The 17,208-nt window shown below is 67.4% G+C and carries 14 protein-coding genes and 1 tRNA gene; 9 read left to right on the top strand and 6 right to left on the bottom strand.

Going from position 1 to position 17,208, the window contains the following annotated elements; genetic code table 11:
• Nucleotides 1-21 precede the first annotated feature (21 nt).
• Entirely contained in the window at nt 22-3,633 is a 3,612-nt protein-coding gene (cydC, locus tag ACO054_RS15320) for a thiol reductant ABC exporter subunit CydC (RefSeq protein WP_421707456.1), read from the bottom strand.
• Nucleotides 3,634-3,765: 132 nt separating this feature from the next.
• Here cydC and ACO054_RS15315 point away from each other — a divergent pair, with 132 nt between their 5' ends.
• Nucleotides 3,766-4,659 (top strand): LysR family transcriptional regulator, encoded by an 894-nt coding sequence (locus tag ACO054_RS15315; RefSeq protein WP_421707455.1) that lies wholly within the window; start codon nt 3,766-3,768, stop codon nt 4,657-4,659.
• 69 nt (nt 4,660-4,728) lie between these two features.
• Here the strand turns inward: ACO054_RS15315 and ACO054_RS15310 are convergent.
• Nucleotides 4,729-4,804, bottom strand: a tRNA-Ala gene (locus tag ACO054_RS15310).
• Nucleotides 4,805-5,018: 214 nt separating this feature from the next.
• Nucleotides 5,019-5,330 (bottom strand): TIGR02300 family protein, encoded by a 312-nt coding sequence (locus ACO054_RS15305; RefSeq protein ID WP_421707454.1) that lies wholly within the window; start codon nt 5,328-5,330, stop codon nt 5,019-5,021.
• A gap of 340 nt (nt 5,331-5,670) precedes the next feature.
• On the opposite strand from ACO054_RS15305, the gene aroA reads away from it, so the two are divergent.
• The 8 genes from aroA (at nt 5,671) to ACO054_RS15265 (ending at nt 14,215) form a co-directional block, all read left to right on the top strand.
• Nucleotides 5,671-7,020 (top strand): 3-phosphoshikimate 1-carboxyvinyltransferase, encoded by a 1,350-nt coding sequence (gene aroA, locus ACO054_RS15300; RefSeq protein WP_421707453.1) that lies wholly within the window; start codon nt 5,671-5,673, stop codon nt 7,018-7,020.
• Nucleotides 7,017-7,673, top strand: coding sequence for a (d)CMP kinase (cmk, locus tag ACO054_RS15295; RefSeq protein ID WP_421707452.1), 657 nt, complete (start codon nt 7,017-7,019; stop codon nt 7,671-7,673). The genes aroA and cmk overlap by 4 nt, the downstream gene beginning before the upstream one ends.
• 78 nt (nt 7,674-7,751) lie before the next feature.
• Entirely contained in the window at nt 7,752-9,551 is a 1,800-nt protein-coding gene (rpsA, locus tag ACO054_RS15290) for a 30S ribosomal protein S1 (RefSeq protein WP_421710373.1), read from the top strand.
• Between the two features lie 417 nt (nt 9,552-9,968).
• On the top strand, nt 9,969-10,250 hold the full coding sequence (gene ihfB, locus ACO054_RS15285; RefSeq protein WP_421707451.1) for an integration host factor subunit beta: 282 nt from the start codon (nt 9,969-9,971) through the stop codon (nt 10,248-10,250).
• A gap of 87 nt (nt 10,251-10,337) precedes the next feature.
• On the top strand, nt 10,338-10,730 hold the full coding sequence (locus ACO054_RS15280) for a lipopolysaccharide assembly protein LapA domain-containing protein (RefSeq protein ID WP_421707450.1): 393 nt from the start codon (nt 10,338-10,340) through the stop codon (nt 10,728-10,730).
• The gene (locus tag ACO054_RS15275; protein WP_421707449.1) at nt 10,730-11,665 is read left to right on the top strand and encodes an ornithine cyclodeaminase family protein; all 936 of its coding nucleotides are present in this window, start codon (nt 10,730-10,732) and stop codon (nt 11,663-11,665) included. The genes ACO054_RS15280 and ACO054_RS15275 overlap by 1 nt, the downstream gene beginning before the upstream one ends.
• A 31-nt stretch (nt 11,666-11,696) precedes the next feature.
• A complete protein-coding gene (locus ACO054_RS15270; RefSeq protein WP_421707448.1) occupies nt 11,697-12,821 on the top strand; it encodes an NAD(P)/FAD-dependent oxidoreductase in 1,125 nt (374 codons plus the stop codon).
• A 218-nt stretch (nt 12,822-13,039) separates the two neighbouring features.
• Nucleotides 13,040-14,215 carry an ankyrin repeat domain-containing protein gene (locus tag ACO054_RS15265; protein WP_421707447.1) on the top strand — a complete coding sequence of 392 codons (1,176 nt, stop codon included), beginning with the start codon at nt 13,040-13,042 and terminating at the stop codon, nt 14,213-14,215.
• 2 nt (nt 14,216-14,217) lie between these two features.
• Here the strand turns inward: ACO054_RS15265 and ACO054_RS15260 are convergent, their stop codons facing one another.
• The 3 genes from ACO054_RS15260 to ACO054_RS15250 all read right to left on the bottom strand — a co-directional run bounded on the left by ACO054_RS15260 (nt 14,218) and on the right by ACO054_RS15250 (nt 17,201).
• Nucleotides 14,218-15,549, bottom strand: coding sequence for an NAD(P)H-dependent oxidoreductase (locus ACO054_RS15260; protein WP_421707446.1), 1,332 nt, complete (start codon nt 15,547-15,549; stop codon nt 14,218-14,220).
• A 4-nt stretch (nt 15,550-15,553) separates the two neighbouring features.
• Nucleotides 15,554-16,351 carry a phytanoyl-CoA dioxygenase family protein gene (locus tag ACO054_RS15255; RefSeq protein ID WP_421707445.1) on the bottom strand — a complete coding sequence of 266 codons (798 nt, stop codon included), beginning with the start codon at nt 16,349-16,351 and terminating at the stop codon, nt 15,554-15,556.
• 103 nt (nt 16,352-16,454) lie between these two features.
• On the bottom strand, nt 16,455-17,201 hold the full coding sequence (locus tag ACO054_RS15250; protein WP_421707444.1) for a GntR family transcriptional regulator: 747 nt from the start codon (nt 17,199-17,201) through the stop codon (nt 16,455-16,457).
• Nucleotides 17,202-17,208: the final 7 nt, after the last annotated feature.

Genomic DNA, 17,208 nt, shown 5'->3' with positions numbered 1-17,208 from the left:
AGGATCACGGGCCGGCGTGAGCTATTCGGCCGCCGAGCGGCCGAGAGCGCCCTGCCGGCCGACCAGACGGGCATAGAGACCGCCCATTGACAGCAGCGTGCCGTGGCTGCCGCTTTCCGCGACCCGGCCGTTCTCCAGCACGACGATTCGGTCTGCGTTGCGCACGGTCGAGAGACGGTGCGCGATCACGATGGTGGTACGGCCGGCACGCAGGGCCTCCAGCGCCCGCCGGATCAGGCTCTCGTTCACCGCGTCCAGATGCGAGGTGGCTTCGTCCAGGATCAGGATCGGTGCATCCTTCAGGAAGGCGCGAGCGATGGCGACCCGCTGGCGCTGCCCGCCCGACAGGCTGCTGCCCCGTTCGCCGACCGGCGTCGCCAGGCCCTCCGGAAGCGCGGCGACCAGATCGCCGAGCGCGGCGCGATCGATCGCCGCGCGCAGGTCGGCCTCGCTCGCGTCGGGACGGGCCAGGCGGATATTGGCCTCCAGCGTGTCGTTAAAGAGGTAGGTGTCCTGGGCCACCAGCGCGATACGCTCGCGCAGCGCGTCCAGTCCGAGGGTGCGAAGATCGCGGTCGCCAAAGGTGATTAATCCCTCGGTCGGGTCCCAGAAGCGCAGCAGAAGCTGGGCGATGGTGGACTTGCCGGCGCCCGACGGTCCCACCAGGGCCAGCGTCTGTCCGGCGGCGACCTCGAAGGAGACCTCGGCCAGGGCGGGACGGTCGGTGCCGGGATAGCGAAAACTTACGTTTTGCAAGGCGACGCTGGGCGTCAGGGCGGCCGGAACCGTCTCTCGCCGCCGTGCGGCCTCCACCGGCTCCTCGATGGTCGGGCGCTCGGACTCGACCGCATGGATGCGGCGCGCGGCACCCAGGGTGTCGGCCAGTTGATGGCCGATCTGGGCGATCTCCGAGACCGGCAGAAAGGCCGAGAGCGAGACCAATGTGAGCAGAGGCAGAAGGCCGGCGTCCAGGTTGCCTGCGGCCACCTGCAGGGCGCCGGCGGTGACCACCGCGAGACCGCCGAGCCCCGTGAAGACCTCGATCAGGCTGTGCTGGGACGCGAGCTTGCGGAAGAAGGCGAGCCGCTCGGCGATATGGCGCTGCGACAGCCGGTCGAGTTCCGTGCCGCGTCGCTTTTCTTGGCAACTTGAGACGATCTCGCCCAGGCCTTGGACCGTATCGACGGCATGGGCCGCGAGCTCGCCCGCCGCCTCCTTCGCGCTCGACCCCAGCTCGTCGACCTTGCGCCGCATCAGCCAGGGACTGAGACCCACCGCCAGCAGGAACGGCAGCAGCGCGGCCGCGAGCCAGGGGTCGAAGGAGGCCAGGATCGCCAGCACGGCCGTCGGCACCAGGATCGCGACGCAGGCCGGCGCGATGGTGTGGGCGAAGAAGTACTCCACCATCTCCACGTCCTGGGTCGCGATGGCCATCAGATCGCCGGTTCGCCGGCGCACCAGGTAGGCGGGCCCGAGCCGGTCCAGCGTCTCGAAGAGCGAGATGCGCATGCGTGCCAGCAGACGAAAGGCGACGTCGTGGGCCAGCCAGGACTCCGCCCAGTGCAAAAGACCCGCCAAGGGCGCCGCGACCGCCAGCCAGGGCAGATAGCCGCGAAAGTCTTCGCCGCTTTTCAGGTCCAGCAGGATCAAGGCGCTGATCAGGCCGACGGCGATGAAGGCGAGAACGCGGGTCACCCCGAACAGGAAGGTTGCCGTCATCTTCCAGCGCCAGGGGCGGATCAGGCCGAGCAGCAGCAGGGCCAGACGGCCCCAGCCGAGACCCTCCGCCGCCACGACGCCCTCGGTCGGCGCCTGCCGCGACGCGGCGGGCAGAGCAGTCTCGCTCCGCTGGGTTGCGGCCGTGTCTCGTTCAGGACTGTCCGCGAGCAGGGCATCTAGGGTTTCTCCCTGGCTCTCCTGGGCTTGTTCGGCCATCAGTGCCGCGTAGAGGCCGCCGCGTGCCAGCAGTTCGCTGTGGCTACCGGATTCCGCCACGCGGCCGCCATCGAGCACGAGAATGCGGTCGCAGCCGATGACGCTGGACAGGCGGTGAGCCAGCACCAGGGTCGTGCGCGCTGCCATCAGGCCGTCGAGCGCGCCCTGGATCGCCGCCTCGTTCTCGGCATCGACCGCCGAGAGGGCTTCGTCGAGAACCAGGATCGGTGCGTCGCGCAGAAGGGCGCGGGCGATGGCGACTCGCTGGCGCTGACCGCCGGACAACTTGATGCCTTTCTCGCCGACCTGGGTGTCGTAGCCGTTCGGCAGAGACGAGACGAAATCGTGGATGTTCGCCGCCTTGGCCGCAGCGATCATCTCGGCCTCTGTCCCCTCCGGTTTGCCGAAGCAGATGTTGTCGCGCAGCGTGCCGTGGAACAGGAAGGCGTCCTGTTGAACGACGGCCACCCTCGACCGGATCGCCTGGAAGGGCAGGCGTCTCAAATCCTCACCGCCGATCCGTATCGTTCCCGCGTCCGGTTCGTAGAAGCGGAGCAGCAGCTTGACGATGGAGGACTTGCCCATGCCCGAGGCCCCGACAATGCCGATGCGCTCCCCCGCTGCAACCTCGAACGATAGAGAGTCGTGGATCCGCCGGTCGGTCCCCGGATAGGCGAAGCGGACCGCCTCGAAGGACAGGGTCGATGGCAGCTCGGCAGGTGCCGGCCCCTCGGCATCGGCCACGAGCGGCACGGCGTCGAACAGGCGGTAGAGGCCCTGGGCCGCCGAGAGTCCTGTCATCCCCTCGTGAAGGACGGTTCGCAGGTCGCGCAGGGGGCGGAACAGCTCCACACCCACCATCAGGATCACCAGCAGTTCGGCCAGCGCCATCTGCCCACCCTCGACGCGGAAGGCGCCCAGGGCCAGAGCGAGCGCGGCACCGACGGCGATCGAGGTATCCGAGATGCCGCGCGTCAGGGCGCTGTTGGCCAGGACCCGCATTGTCGTGTCGGACAGGCGATCCGCCTTCTCCGCGAGCAGCCGCGCCCGATCCCGCGAGCGCCCGAAGGCCTGCAGCGTGGCCAATCCCTGGATCGAGTCGACCAGTTCGGCGGCGAAGTCGCCGTAGGCCCGGCTGCGCGCTCTGGACTGAGCGCCGTTCGCGGCATGCCAGAGCGCTGGTGCGAAGAGCGCGATCAGCGCGAAGGCGAGCAGGACGGCGGCGACCGGCAGATCGAGCCAGGCGACGAAAGCGAAGATCAGAAAGGGCGTGAGCAGCGCGACGAGAAGCTGCGGCAGATACTTGCCGAAGTAGGTCTCGAGTTTCTCCACGTCGTCCGCGAGGGTCAGGGTCAGGTCGCCGGCCCGCTTCGATCCGACGTAGGCGGGGCCAAGCGTGGCGATGCGGTCGAATAAGGCGCGGCGCAGGCGCTGCTGAACGATGGCGGCGGTGCGGTGGGCCACCGTCGTCCGCCACTGCTCGAAGACGCCTCTCAGAACCATGGCCACCGCCACCGCGACGACCGGCCAGGCCAGCTCGCTTGGGCTCGCTCCGGCGAAGACCTGTGCGATCAGCCAACCGAGCAGAGCCAACCGCCCGACGCCAAGCGCCACGGCCACGAGACCGATGGAGACCGCGAAGGCGATGCGCCAGCGGACGCCCTTCGTGAACTTCCAGAGGCGTGGTTCGAAATGCATCGCGGGGCTCCGTCCAGAGAGTGACGCAGTCACGGTAGCGCCGAACGCCGGCGTTCGTCTCTGGACCTTTCTGAAGAACGGTCGAACGAAAATTTACATGGCATCCGCCGCGCGACGCGTCATTCTGAGCCCATGATCGGCGACTGGGACAACCTGCGCAGCTTTCTCGCCCTCGCCGAGGAGGGCAGCCTGACGGCCGCGGCACGGCGCCTGCGCGTCAGCCATCCGACGGTCTCGCGGCGTATCAAGGTCTTGGAAGAGGAGCTGGGCACGCGGCTGTTCGATCGTCTGCCCGAGGGCTTCCAGATGACGGCGGCGGCGTTGGAACTGCTGCACGACGTCAAGCAGATGGAACAGGCCGCCGACGCCATTCACCGGCGCAGTGCCGGGTTGTCCTCCACCCACCTCGGCACCGTGCGCATCTCCGTGGACGAGACCATCGCCGATTTCCTGTCCCGTCATCTTGCGGATCTCCGCAGTGCCCATCAGTGCATCGAGTTCGAGGTCGCGGTCGCCCATCTCTCCGCCAACCTGTCGCGGCGAGAGGCGGATCTCAATATCCGTCCGCAGCTTCCCGACCTGTCCCAGGTCGTGCGGCGCAAGCTCGCGACCTTCGGCTATGCCGTCTACGGCGCCGGCGATTTCGTCGAACGCGCGGGCGCGGCACCCGAGGAGCTGACCGATCTGCCCTGGGTCGGTTACGACGAGGCACATCACTACATGCCGGGCCAGGCCTGGCAAACGGCGCTGCTCGGCCAGCGCAAGCCGGCGGTGCGCTCGAACCACGGCGCGGTCGTGGCCGACGCCATCCGCAACCGCAGCGGTATCGGCGTGCTGCCCTGCTTTCTCGGCGACGCCGATCCCGACCTGGTCCGCCTCACGGCACCCATTCCCGATGCGGCCACCGATCAGTGGTTGCTGGTGCACAGCGACCTGCGCAACGTTCCCCGCGTGCGGATCGTCATGGACGCCCTGGTGGAGCTTTTCCGGACCCGGCGTGCCGAAATCGCAGGCGAGGCGCGCTGAGGCCGTCACCCTGCCGAGGCAAAACTCTGGTCGGGACGATTTCTAAAGCTGCTGGGTCGTGAAGAGAGTTGGTGGAGCCGGACGGAATCGAACCGACGACCTCTACAATGCCATTGTAGCGCTCTCCCAACTGAGCTACGGCCCCGAAACCAATTTTACGACGGACCCTTGGGGTGGTCCGTTCCTCTGCCCGGCGGTCTGGAGCCGGGACGTCCCGACGAGACCGGATCGACCGATAACAGTCGACAGCACACCCTGCCGGGGAGGGCGGAAGTTAGAAAGCGTCTTGCGGCTTGGCAAGGGAAAATCGCGTTTCCGCCACGCCTGAGGCAAGCCGGCCGAAACGCGGCCCTTTCGGCCTATTCCTTTTCCTTTTCGACGGCGACGTCGCCCAGGTCCTCGTCGTCGCTCTCGTCGTCGTCCGCGTCGACGACCAAATCGTCGTCGTCGTCCACGACGTCATCCTCATCTTCCTCTTCGACCGGTTCCGGCGCCTTCTTCTTCGGCGGCTCCTTCTCCTTGGCCGGCTTGCCGCGGCGGGACTTCAGGAAGGCTTCGGGGTCGAATTGGGTGCCGCAGGACGGGCAGTCGACGGGCGAGCGGTTGAAGTCGTAGAACTTCGCGCCGCAGGCTTGGCAGATACGTTTGACGCCCCACTCGGGTTTCGACACGGGCTCGGGTCCTCCAGAACTCAAGAAAGCGGCGCGCCTGCATGGGTCCGCGGCGCGCGCCGGAAACAGTCTGCCGCGCACTTGCCACGCAGCGCGTACGAAGTCAAATGCTCACGTCGATGCGGCATGCGTCCTAGAGCAGGATCGCCTTCGGTGGGATCGCACTCTAAGGCTGGGCCGGTGACGTGCAGCAGCGCTTTGCGTTCCTCTCTTCCCCTCGGGCGCCCAGCCCTACCGCCATCCTGACAATCGTGTTACGCAGCGCGCCTCGGCGGGTGGGCCGCCTTTCTCGTCCGACGACGTCCGCTTCCCGCAACTCGTGTTTCGTGACCGGAGACCCATGACCAGACTTACGGTGACCAGACTTACGGCTCGCCCTTCGACGGCCTTGACCGGCCGGGTCACAGTGCCGGGCGACAAGTCGATCTCTCACCGTGCCCTGATCTTCGGCGCTCTGGCAGTCGGTGAGACCCGGATCGACGGCCTGCTGGAGGGCGAGGACGTTCGTGCGACGGCACGGGTTCTGGGGCAACTCGGGGCCGAGGTCCTGCGCAAGGCCGAGGGGCGCTGGCGGGTGCACGGCGTGGGGATCGGCGGCTTGACCGAGCCCGACGATCTGCTCGACTTCGGCAACTCCGGTACGGCGGCCCGCTTGATGCTCGGCGTGCTGGCCGGCCATCCCGTCACAGCCTTCGCGACCGGCGATGCTTCCTTGCGGCGGCGCCCCATGGGCCGGATCGTCGAACCGTTGACGCGCATGGGCGCCAGTTTCGTTGCGCGCTCGGAGGGGCGTTTGCCGCTGGCGATCACCGGCGCCGCCGTTCCGGCGCCGCAGGTCTACCGCCTGCCTGTGGCTTCCGCCCAGGTCAAGTCGGCGGTGCTGCTGGCCGGTCTGTCCGCGCCCGGTGAAACCGTCGCGCTGGAACCTGAACCGACCCGCGACCATAGCGAGCGCATGCTGCGGGCCTTCGGCGCGGAGCTGCGGGTGGAGGACGGAGCGGAGGGGCGCGCTGTCACGCTGCTGGGCCAACCGGAGCTGACGGCGACCGACGTCGTCGTGCCCGGCGATCCCTCGTCGGCGGCTTTTCCCCTGGTGGCGGGCCTGCTTTGCGAGGGATCGGATCTGACACTGCCGACCGTCGGTGTGAACCCCCTGCGGGCCGGACTGTTCGACAGCCTGATCGAGATGGGGGCGGATCTGTCCCTGGAGAACCGGCGCGATCTGGCGGGCGAGCCCGTCGCCGATCTGCGCGTTCGCGCCGGTGCCCTCAAGGGCATCGAGGTGCCGCCCGAGCGCGCGCCGGCGATGATCGACGAGTACCCGATCCTCGCGGTTGCCGCGGCCTGTGCCGAGGGGACCAGCGTCTTCCACGGTCTCGGCGAGCTGCGCGTCAAAGAGAGCGACCGCCTGGCCGCCGTCGCGCGGGGGCTGGCCGCTTGCGGTGTCGCGGTCGAGGAGACCGAGGACAGCCTGACCGTGCAGGGTCGCGGAGCGGGATCGGTACGGGGCGGTGCCGAGATCGCGGCAGACCTGGACCACCGCATCGCCATGGCTTTCCTGGTGCTGGGGCTGGCGGCTGAGGCGCCGGTGACGATCGACGACGGGCGGACGATCGAGACGTCCTTTCCAGGCTTCCCGGCGCTGCTGCGCGGTCTGGGAGCGGAGATCGAGGAGGGCGCGGAAGGATGATCCCGGTGATTGCCTTGGACGGGCCTGCCGCTTCCGGCAAGGGCACCCTGGCGCGCCGCCTCGCCGAGGCGTTCGATCTGGCCTACCTCGATACCGGTAGCCTCTATCGGGCGGTCGGGGCGAGGCTTCTCGCCGAAGGGGCGGATCCGCAGGATGGAGAGGTGGCCGCCGGTGCCGCCGAAGCCCTCTCGCCGTCCGATCTGCAGCGCCCCGATCTGCGCAGCCAGGCGGTCGGCGCCGCGGCCTCCGTCGTCGCGGCGCAGCCGCGCGTACGCCAGGCGCTGCTCGACTTTCAGCGCAACTTCGCCGCCCAGCCGCCGGACGGGCTGGCCGGCGCGGTTCTCGACGGGCGGGACATCGGAACGGTGGTCTGCCCCGACGCCCCGGTGAAGATCTACGTCGTCGCTAGCCCGGAGGTTCGGGCGGAACGGCGGCATCGAGAGTTGATCGCCCGTGGCGAGTCCTCTATATACCCGCAGGTTTTGGCGGAAATTCGGGAACGCGATGCGCGCGACAGCGCGCGTTCGACAGCTCCCCTGAAGCCAGCGGACGATGCGGTCCTGTTAGACACCAGCGAGTTGGACATCGAGGCGGCCTTCGAGGCGGCCAAGCGCATCGTCGTGGAGAAGCTGGCGGCCGCCAAGGCAGAGTGAAGGCTCCAACAAGCCCGGTTTGGAGACGCACGGCACCCGTCGTGCGGCCGGGAAGACCGCCGGAGAAAACCGGCCGGCCTGGATAGCGATCGATACGAAAGGAAGACGAACCGCATGTCCGATATCCAAGCGAGCGCCGCTGCGCCGCAAGAAAATTTCGCCGCTCTGCTCGATGAGCAGCTGGGCGGCTCGACCCTCGAGGGCTCGGTGCTCCGGGGTCGCGTGGTCGCCGTGGAAGGCGACAATGTGATCATCGATGTCGGCCTCAAGTCCGAGGGCCGCGTTGCGATGAAGGAATTCGCCAAGGCTGGCGAGGACGGTGAGATCCAGCCGGGCGCCGATGTCGAGGTCTTCCTCGAGCGCATGGAAGACCGCCACGGCGAGGTCATGCTGAGCCGCGACAAGGCGCGTCGCGAGGAAGCCTGGAACCTGCTGGAAAAGGCCTTCGAGAAGGCGGAGCGCGTGACTGGCCATATCTACGGCCGGGTCAAGGGCGGCTTTACCGTCGATCTCTCCGGCGCCACGGCCTTTCTGCCGGGCAGCCAGGTCGACATTCGTCCGGTGCGCGACGTCACGCCCCTGATGCACAAGCCGGAACCCTTCCAGATCCTCAAGATGGACCGCTCGCGCGGCAACATCGTCGTCTCGCGCCGTGCGGTGCTGGAGGAGGATCGGGCCGATCAGCGCAAGGAGCTGATGGAGAGCCTGAAGGAAGGCCAGGTGCTGACCGGCGTGGTCAAGAACATCACCGACTACGGTGCCTTCGTGGACCTGGGCGGCGTCGACGGCCTGCTGCACGTCACGGACATCTCCTGGCGCCGCATCAACCACCCGACCGAGGCCCTGTCCATCGGTCAGCAGGTGCAGGTGCAGGTGATCCGCTTCAACCCGGAGACTCAGCGCATCAGCCTCGGCATGAAGCAGCTGGAGGCCGACCCCTGGGAGGGCGTGTCCGCCAAGTACCCGGTTGGGACAGCCTTCACAGGCCGCGTCACGAACATCACCGACTACGGCGCCTTCGTGGAGCTGGAGCCGGGGATCGAGGGCCTCGTCCACGTCTCCGAGATGAGCTGGACCAAGAAGAACGTCCATCCGGGCAAGATCGTCTCCACCTCTCAGGAGGTCGAGGTGATGATTCTGGACGTGGACGAGAACAAGCGGCGCATCTCGTTGGGTCTCAAGCAGGTTCAGTCCAACCCCTGGGATGACTTCCTCGAGAAGCACCCCGTCGGCACGACCCTGTCCGGCGAGGTCAAAAACATCACCGAATTCGGTCTCTTCGTCGGCCTGCCCGGCGAGATCGACGGCATGGTCCATCTCTCCGACCTCGACTGGGAGAAGACCGGCGACGAGGCGGTCAAGGACTACACCAAGGGCCAGACAGTCGACGTCAAGGTTCTCGATGTCGATATCGAGAAGGAGCGGATCAGCCTGGGTATCAAGCAGCTCGCCTCCGACCCCTTCGAGTCCGCGATGGAGGGACTGAAGAAGGGCGAGGTGGTGACCTGCACGGTGACGGAAGTTACCGACGGTGGGATCGAGGTCGCGATTTCGGACGGGGCCACCGGCTTCATCCGCAAGTCCGATCTGGCCCGCGACCGCAGCGACCAGCGGCCGGACCGTTTCGCCGTCGGCGAGAAGGTCGACGCCAAGGTCACTCAGATCGACCGCAAGACCCGCAAGATCTCGCTCTCGATCAAGCAGCTGCAGGTCGAGGAAGAGAAGAAGGCCATGGCCGAGTACGGCTCCACCGATTCCGGTGCCAGCCTCGGCGATATCCTGGGCGCGGCTCTGACCAAGGCGAAGGATCAGGCTGCACAGGCCGAGGCCACCAAGGCCGAGGGCGACACGTCCGAGGAGGGCGAGGAGCAGAAGTAGCCCTCGCATCCGACAGCTCGTTCAGGAAAGCCCGGTCCGCAGCCTTTTGCGGGCCGGGTTTTTCTTTTTCGGCCGCCGTCAGTCGCTCCACGAGGCGGTCCTGGCTCGTTCGATCTATGGCCCCGACCCATATAGACCGTTCAACCTCAGGCCCGATTCCGATCCGATCTCGGTTCGTTTCAGGAGGCCGGCTCCGGCCGTCTCCAGGCCTCCAGCGGCCGCAGGCTATCTCTTTGTTCAGACAAGGTTTCCTTGATTCTGGACGCGGGGTCTGGCACCCTTTTTGTGCAAAACCCGTTCACAGACGACAGGTAAGCGATGCGGCGGGCTCCAACGGGGCGCGTCGCGTGGGAGTGGTAGTCGGCGAGCAGGCGGATCTACCGGACCGTGGTGCGGCCAAGTCGGGGGGCAGGCCAGATGACCAAATCAGAGTTGATCCAGCGGCTGGCGGAGGTGAATCCGCACTTGACGCATCGCGACGTCGAACGGATCGTTTCGACCGTTTTCGACGAAATCACCGCGGCGCTGGCGCGCGGCGACCGCGTTGAGCTGCGCGGCTTCGGTGCCTTTTCCGTCAAGCATCGTGATGCCCGCACCGGCCGCAATCCGCGTACCGGCGAACAGGTCGAGGTGGAGGAGAAGTCGGTTCCCTTCTTCAAGACCGGCAAGCAGTTGCGCGACCGCCTGAATACCGGTTGAGTAGAGGGCTGCGTCGCCCGCCGACCGGTCATCGTCAACCACCGGCCGCGCTAAGCTAAGTGTCGGGCGCAGTCAACCGGAGCCGCCATGCCCCTGATCCGTCTGATCGTCTCGCTGGTGTTGCTGGTCTTCGCCGCAGCCTGCGTGCTCTTCGCCATCCTGAACCACGAGGCCGTGATGGTCGATCTCGTGATCGATCGTCTGCCGGTGCCGCTGTTCCTGCTGACCCTGGTGCCCCTGGCGCTCGGTGTGTTGATCGGCTGGTTCCTGGCCTGGCTGAAGGCCGGGCAGACCCGCCGCGAGAAGCGCCGCGAGCATAAGCGGGTTCGCGAGCTGGAGCGCGAGGTCGACGGCATGAAGGCCAGGAAGACGGAGGCCGAACGCCGGCAAGTGACTCCGGCCATGACGCCGGCGGCCGTGCCGGGCCTCGCGCCGCCGCGCGGGCAGTCTCAGCTGGCGGCGCCCGCTGGCGAGCGCTGATGCGCGTCATCTCCGCCGCCGAAGTTCAGGCGGCGCTGGATTTCGAAACCCTGGTCGGCCGGCTTCGAGACATCTTCCGGCGTGGGGCCGAGGCGCCGCCGCGCCACCACCATGAAATCCCGATCAGCGGCGAAGCGGCGCAGACCCTGCTGCTCATGCCCGCCTGGCAGCCGGGCCGCTACGTCGGGGTCAAGATCGTTACCGTCACGCCGGGCAACAACGCGCGTGGCCTGCCCTCGGTGATGGGGGCCTATCTGCTGGTGGATGGCCGCAACGGTTCGCCCTCGGCGCTGATCGACGGTCCGATGCTGACCTTGCGCCGAACGGCCGCGGCTTCCGCCTTAGCCTCGGCATATCTTTCGCGGCCCGACAGTTCCAAACTTCTGATGATCGGAACCGGAGCGCTGGCTCCGCACTTGATCGCCGCCCATGCCGCGGTGCGCCCCATTCGCGACGTGTTGATCTGGGGCCGCCGGACGGCCAAGGCGCAACGGTTGGCGAAGTCCATCAAGATCGGGAAGCTCCGGGTGGAGGCGACCGACGATCTGGAGGGCGCGGTGCGCGGTGCCGACGTCGTCTCCTGTGCCACGCTGTCGTACGAGCCGCTGGTCCGGGGCGACTGGCTGTCGCCGGGACAGCACCTGGATCTGGTCGGGGCCTTCCGTCCCGACATGCGGGAGACGGATGCGGAGGTCTTCCGCCGGGCACGCGTTTTCGTCGACACCCGCGAGGGCGCGCTGGCCGAGGGCGGCGACCTGGTTCAAGCCATCGCCGCTGGCACCTTCGATCCGGCGGATGTGGCGGCCGACCTCTTCCAGCTGACGCGCGGCGAGCGGGCCGGTCGGCGCTTTTACGATCAGATCACGCTCTTCAAGTCGACCGGCAGCGCGCTCGAGGATCTGGCGGCCGCCCAATTGACGGTTGAACGGGTATGACGGGCGAGCAGGTCTAGCAGGGGAGGTCGGCGTGCGTGTTCTGGTAATCGGTGGCGGCGTGGTCGGTCTTTCGACCGCCTGGGCTCTGGCCAAGGTGGGGCACGAGCCCCTGCTGTTCGAAGCCGGCCCTCTGCCGAACCCGGGCGGTGCCTCGCACGATCAGCATCGGCTGATCCGCTCGCTCTACGGCGCGGAACGCGGCTACGCCTGCATGGTGGGCGCGGCTTACGGCGCCTGGGATCGGCTCTGGGCGGATCTCGGTCGACGGCACTACGTCGAAGCAGGCGCGCTCGGGATCTCCCTACAGCCGCCGGAGAGTCCCGGTAACGATCTCGCCGCGTCGCTGACCGTTCAGCGCGATCTGAAGCTGGACCACGATCTGCTCGATGCCCGGCAGCTCTCCGACCTCTGCCCCTACTTCCAGATTCCCGATTCTGCCTGGGGCCTGCTCTCGCGTCCGGGCGGCATTCTGCTGGCGGACAAGATCGTGGCGCACCTGGCCGGCTGGTTGCGGCGCGAGGGCGTCGACCTCTTTGCCGAGACCCGGGCGATCGACATCGATCCGGAGGCCGGCGCGGTCCGTCTGGCGGACGGACAGATCGCCCTGGGCGATGCCATCGTGGTCGCGGCGGGTGCCTGGACCGGCAAGCTTGTACCGGCCTTGGCGGAGCGGCAGACCCCCCAGCGCCAGCTCGTGGTCTTCCTAGCGCCGCCGCAAAGCCAGGCCGCCGCCTGGGCACAGGCGCCGGCCATCGCTCAATTCCCGACTGCGCTCGACAGTTACGGCTGCCCGCCGGTCGCTGGGACTCGTCTCAAACTGGGCGCTCTGGCCGCGCGGCGTGCCTGCGATCCCGACGCCTTGACGGAGGGCAGTACCGAGGAGGCCGAGGCGCTCTTCGCGCCCTTCCGCGAGATCCTGACGGAGGGCGCCGACTATCGCGTGACCGGCTACAAAACATGCCCCTATGCGGTCAGCCACGAGGAGGATCGCTTTCTGACGCACCGCGAGGGTTGCCTGACCGCGATCACCGGCTGCACCGGACATATGTTCAAGTTCGGCGCGCTGATGGGCGAGCGGCTTGCCGCAACCGCGACGGGCGAGTTGGCCTTCGAGAGCTTCGCCCGCTGGGCCGCCGGCGAGGAGATCCCCGGATAGATTGAGGACCTTCGCCGTCAATCTGCCATCGTACCTCCGGAGCGGCCGAGCTCTCGCACACGATTGACCCGTTTGGTGGCTACGGATATCGTTTTGACCGGCCTTACGGATGCCTTCGGTTCGCGAAAAGGGTCGAACCCACCACAAGACCAACTGACCGATCACCTTTTTCTGCCCGTGAAACGCGGACGCCGGGCGCGACTGGAAAAAGGTGCTCCATGAGCAAGTCACTCCCTGAAAATGCGAGTCTCGCCTGGCTGAGGAAGACAGCCAAGCAGCAACTCCGTCTGTGGCGGGTCGAAAGCCCAGATGCCAAGTTGGCGGAGGCGCAGCTGGCGCTCGCGAGAGACTATGGTTTCTCAAGCTGGCGGGCTTTGAGGGCAGCGTTGTCCGCAACGGACGATGAGCAGCCCGTCGCATCGGAGATGCTGTCGGACGAGTGCGTTGGGCCTTTCTTGCGCGCTGTCGGTGAGGGCCGTTTGTCAGAGGTTTCTGACATGCTGGCAGCCACGCCCGGTCTGTTGAACGCTCTAGGACCCCACCCTTTCTGGGGCGGACGGCCACAAGCGATCCACGTGGCCATCGATACCAAACACGACCAGGTGCTCGATCTGCTGCTCACGGCCGGAGCGGATGTTGAGGGTGATAACCGTCTCTACGATTACTGGTCGCCCCTCATGCTGGCCGCAAATCGCAACCAACCTTGGATTTGGGGGAAGCTGCTCGACAAGGGCGCCAAGGCGGGACTGCTCGAAGCGCTGCTTCTCGGTGACGACGAGCGGGTCGAGCGGCTTTTGCGCCCGGGTCTCTCCGCGGTGCCGTCGAACCGCCCAATCGGATCGATCCTGGGCTTGGCGCGGACAGCCTTCGCGGTCGACCGTTTGCTGGACATCGGCGCTTCGCCCGAGGGATTGGATCGCTGGGGCGCCTCGGCAATAGAGAGCTTGAGTCGGTTGGGCCCCAAAGGCCGCCCGCTGGTTTTGCAGATGATGAAACGGGGTATCGCGGCGCAACCTCAGGAGTATGCGCGCTTGGGCGATCGCGATGCCCTGGCGGCTCTCAGCGTTGGGGCTCCGGAGGTACTTCGTTCCGAAGCGGTGACGATGGGCGCCGTGGACTTCAGACACCACGTACTGGTCGAATGGCTGCTGGACTGTGGCGCCACCCCCAACGCACGTGCCGCGGGGAGCTCTGGGCAGACCGCGCTGCATTCCGCTGCCTGGAACGGAGATCTGCGGATGGTCAAACTCCTGGTCTCCCGCGGTGCCGACATCTCTGCGCGCGATCGGGAACACGGCACCACCCCGCAGACCTGGGCGGAGGTCTCCATTAAGGTCTCGAACAATCCGAGGTGCGCCGAGGTCGCCGCCTACCTCAAGGACTTGGCAGACTAGGCCTATTCTGCTGCTTCAGCCGAGGCCGGGGCGAAACGCCGTTCCATCTCGCGGCGAACCTGCACGGCCTGAGCGGTTTCGTCGATCCGGACATCGGCCCAGCCGACGATGCCGCCCTCCGGAATGTCGCGGGTCAGCGTGACGCCGTGGGCGAGACCGATGGGCAGGGCGCCCTGGGTCAGGGAGGTCTCGGCGGGCAGCAGCTTGCCCCAGACGCAGTAACCGCCTTCTCCGTCCAGGGTTTCGCCGGCCTTCAGCGCCCGTTTCGCCGTGGCGGCGACGTCTCCTCGGAATCCGCTTGCCTGACCGGTCGCCTCGCCGCGCAGCGCGGCGGACAGGATAGAGACGTTCAGCTCCAGCCCGATAAGGTGGAAGGGCTTGTACATCGCGGCGTAGCGTCCGCTGTCGTCGGTGTTCATTCCGTACTGGCGAAAACAAGCGGCGGCATAGTCGTTCGGCGCCTCCAGCACGACATAGACCCCCCAGCGCAGATCCCGGAAGACCGGCCTGCCGTCGCGCTCCAGGCTGGAGACCACCTCGACCTGCCCGTGGCGCTGAAGCTGGCCGCCCGCGTCGCGCGGTCTCAACACCTGGGCCAGATCGTCGACGCCGCAGGGCGGGAAGGCGAGACCGTCGGGTGCGGGCGTCAGGCCGGTTCCGTTGGCGATAGCCGCCATCTCGATGCCCGACTTGGTGCCGTCGAGGAAGGAGTTGAACATCTGCGGGTTCATGCCGGCGGCTTCCGCCTGCTCCGGCGTCAGGCCGTAGTGGGGCCAGACCGTCTCGGGCGTGGAGGCGTGGTAGCTCGGCAGGTACTTGGTGCCTTTGCCGGCGGCGGCGACCGAGAAGCCACAGGCGCGCGCCCAGTCGACCAGTTCGCAGGTCAGGGCGGGCTGGTCACCGTAGGCCATGGAATAGACCACACCGGCCTTGCGGCAGGTCTCGGCCAGCAGCGGACCGGCCAGCACGTCGGCCTCGACGTTGACCATCACGATGTGCTTGCCCTGCTCGGCGGCCGCCAGCGCGTGGGCGATGCCGGCGGCGGGATGGCCCGTGGCGTCGACCACCACCTCGACGTCGTCGCGCGCGATCAGCTCCAGGCCGGACTCGACGAAGGCCGTGGCGGCGATGCGCTCCTCCGTCCAGCCGACGGCGGCGCAGGCGGCCTTGGCACGCGGCGGCGAAAGATCGGCGATGGCGGCGACGGAGAGCCCGGCCGTGGTTGGCGCCTGACTGAGGAACATGGAGCCGAATTTGCCGGCTCCGATCAGGCCGACCCTGACGGGACCCTGGCCGGTTTCGGCGCGGGCGGCGGCGAGTGCAGCGAGGTTCATGAAACTACTCCGCCGCCGTCTGCTTGCCGACCAGGTCGCTCAGGCAACTGTCGGGCAGCGGTTGGATCGGCGTGAAGTCGCGGTGCGCGATCCAGTCCTTCCGCGTGAACTTGCGGATGTGGTTGTCCACGTGACAGAGCGAAAGATAGACGATCGTGCGATCCCAGGGGCTGATGTTCGCCGGGCTGGCGTGCACCAGATTGGCGTGGAACATCAACAGCGAGCCTGCGGGCCCGGTCGGTGCGACGATCCCGCCCTGCTCGGCCAGGCGGGTAACGGTGGCACGGTCGAGCGTCCAGAGCGGGTAGGAGGTGGTCTCCAGATCGTGACCGGCGGCCTGCGTGCCCTCCTTGTGGCTGCGGGGAATGAACATCAGCGGGCCGTTCACGGCGGTCACGTCGTCCAGGAAGAGGGCGATGTTCATGGCCCGCGGTTCCGGCATCTCGTCGTCGCGGTGCCAGGTGCCGAAGTCCTGATGCCACTGCCAGACTTCCCCGTCGAAGGCCGCTTTCGCGTTGATCTTGAACTGATGCATGTAGACGGGGCCGTCCAGTAGTTGGTTCACTGGCTCGACCAGACGCGGATGCGCGCCCAGCCGCCGGAAGGCCTCGTTGTAGGTGTGGGCGGCGAAGGCCGTGCGGGCGACGCCCGAGGACTCGCGCCAGACTTCCTCGCGATCCGTGGCGTAGATGGTCCGGGCTTCGTCGCGCAGCAGGCCGATTTCCTGTGGCGTGAAGACGTTCGGCAGGAACAGATAGCCTTCGCGGTCGAAGGTCTCGAGCTGTTCGGCTGTCAGTTTCATGGCGTGTCCTCCGGCGGATTGTTTTCCGATTTCGTCGGTCTCGGTCGGCGGGAGCGTCTTCCGCCTTTGCCGCTCCCTGTCTGTTCTGTTTCGATCGTTCTCTTCAGGCTGTCAGCGCCAGGCGCTCCTCCAGGCGGCCGATCAGCATTTCGGCCGCCTTCTCGACGTGGGCTTCGGCCAGTTGCCCCGCAGACTCCGCGTCTCCGGAGAGAATGCTCTCGGCGATGGCCGCGTGTTCGCGCCAGACGGTTTCGCGCTGCTCGTGTTCGCGCAGCACGGCACCCATGATCCGGCGGATGTGGAACCAATGCACCTCCGCCGACTGGGCGATCAGCGGATTGTCCGCCAAGTCGTAGATTGCCTGATGGAAGGCGATGTCCGCCTCGATCAGCCTGGGCACGACCGGCGCCGCGTCCTTGTTGCCGACGTCGCCCCTCTCGGCGCGATTGGCTTCATCTCGGCCGTAGGCGACGGCGCGCCGGCCATCCTCTAGAAGCCGTTGCAGGCGTGATTCGATGTCTCGGCACGCCCTGCCGCCCTTGGCTGCGGCCCCGGCGGCGGCCCGTGCCGCCAATCTGTCGAGCGCGCCGCGCACGGCATAGACCCGTCGAGCCGCCTGGGGATTCAGGCGCGCGACCTGCAGGCCGCGTCGCCCCGTCGCCTCAACGAAACCTTGGGTCTTCAGAAGCAGCAAGGCCTGGACGACCGGTTGGCGCGAGACGTTCAACTCGGCGGCCAGGCGTTCCTGCACCAGCGGCAGGCCCGGGGCCAACTGACCGCTACCGATGGCGTCGAGCAGGGCCGTGTAGACCTGGTCGGCAAGTTGCGGCTGGGACGAGATCGGCTTCATGGCGTCC

The sequence above is a fragment of the Algihabitans sp. genome (genome assembly GCF_965226985.1).
GTDB lineage: Bacteria > Pseudomonadota > Alphaproteobacteria > Kiloniellales > DSM-21159 > Algihabitans.
Note: the sequence above shows the minus strand (reverse complement) of the source record. Positions and strands in the feature narration are given on the sequence as shown.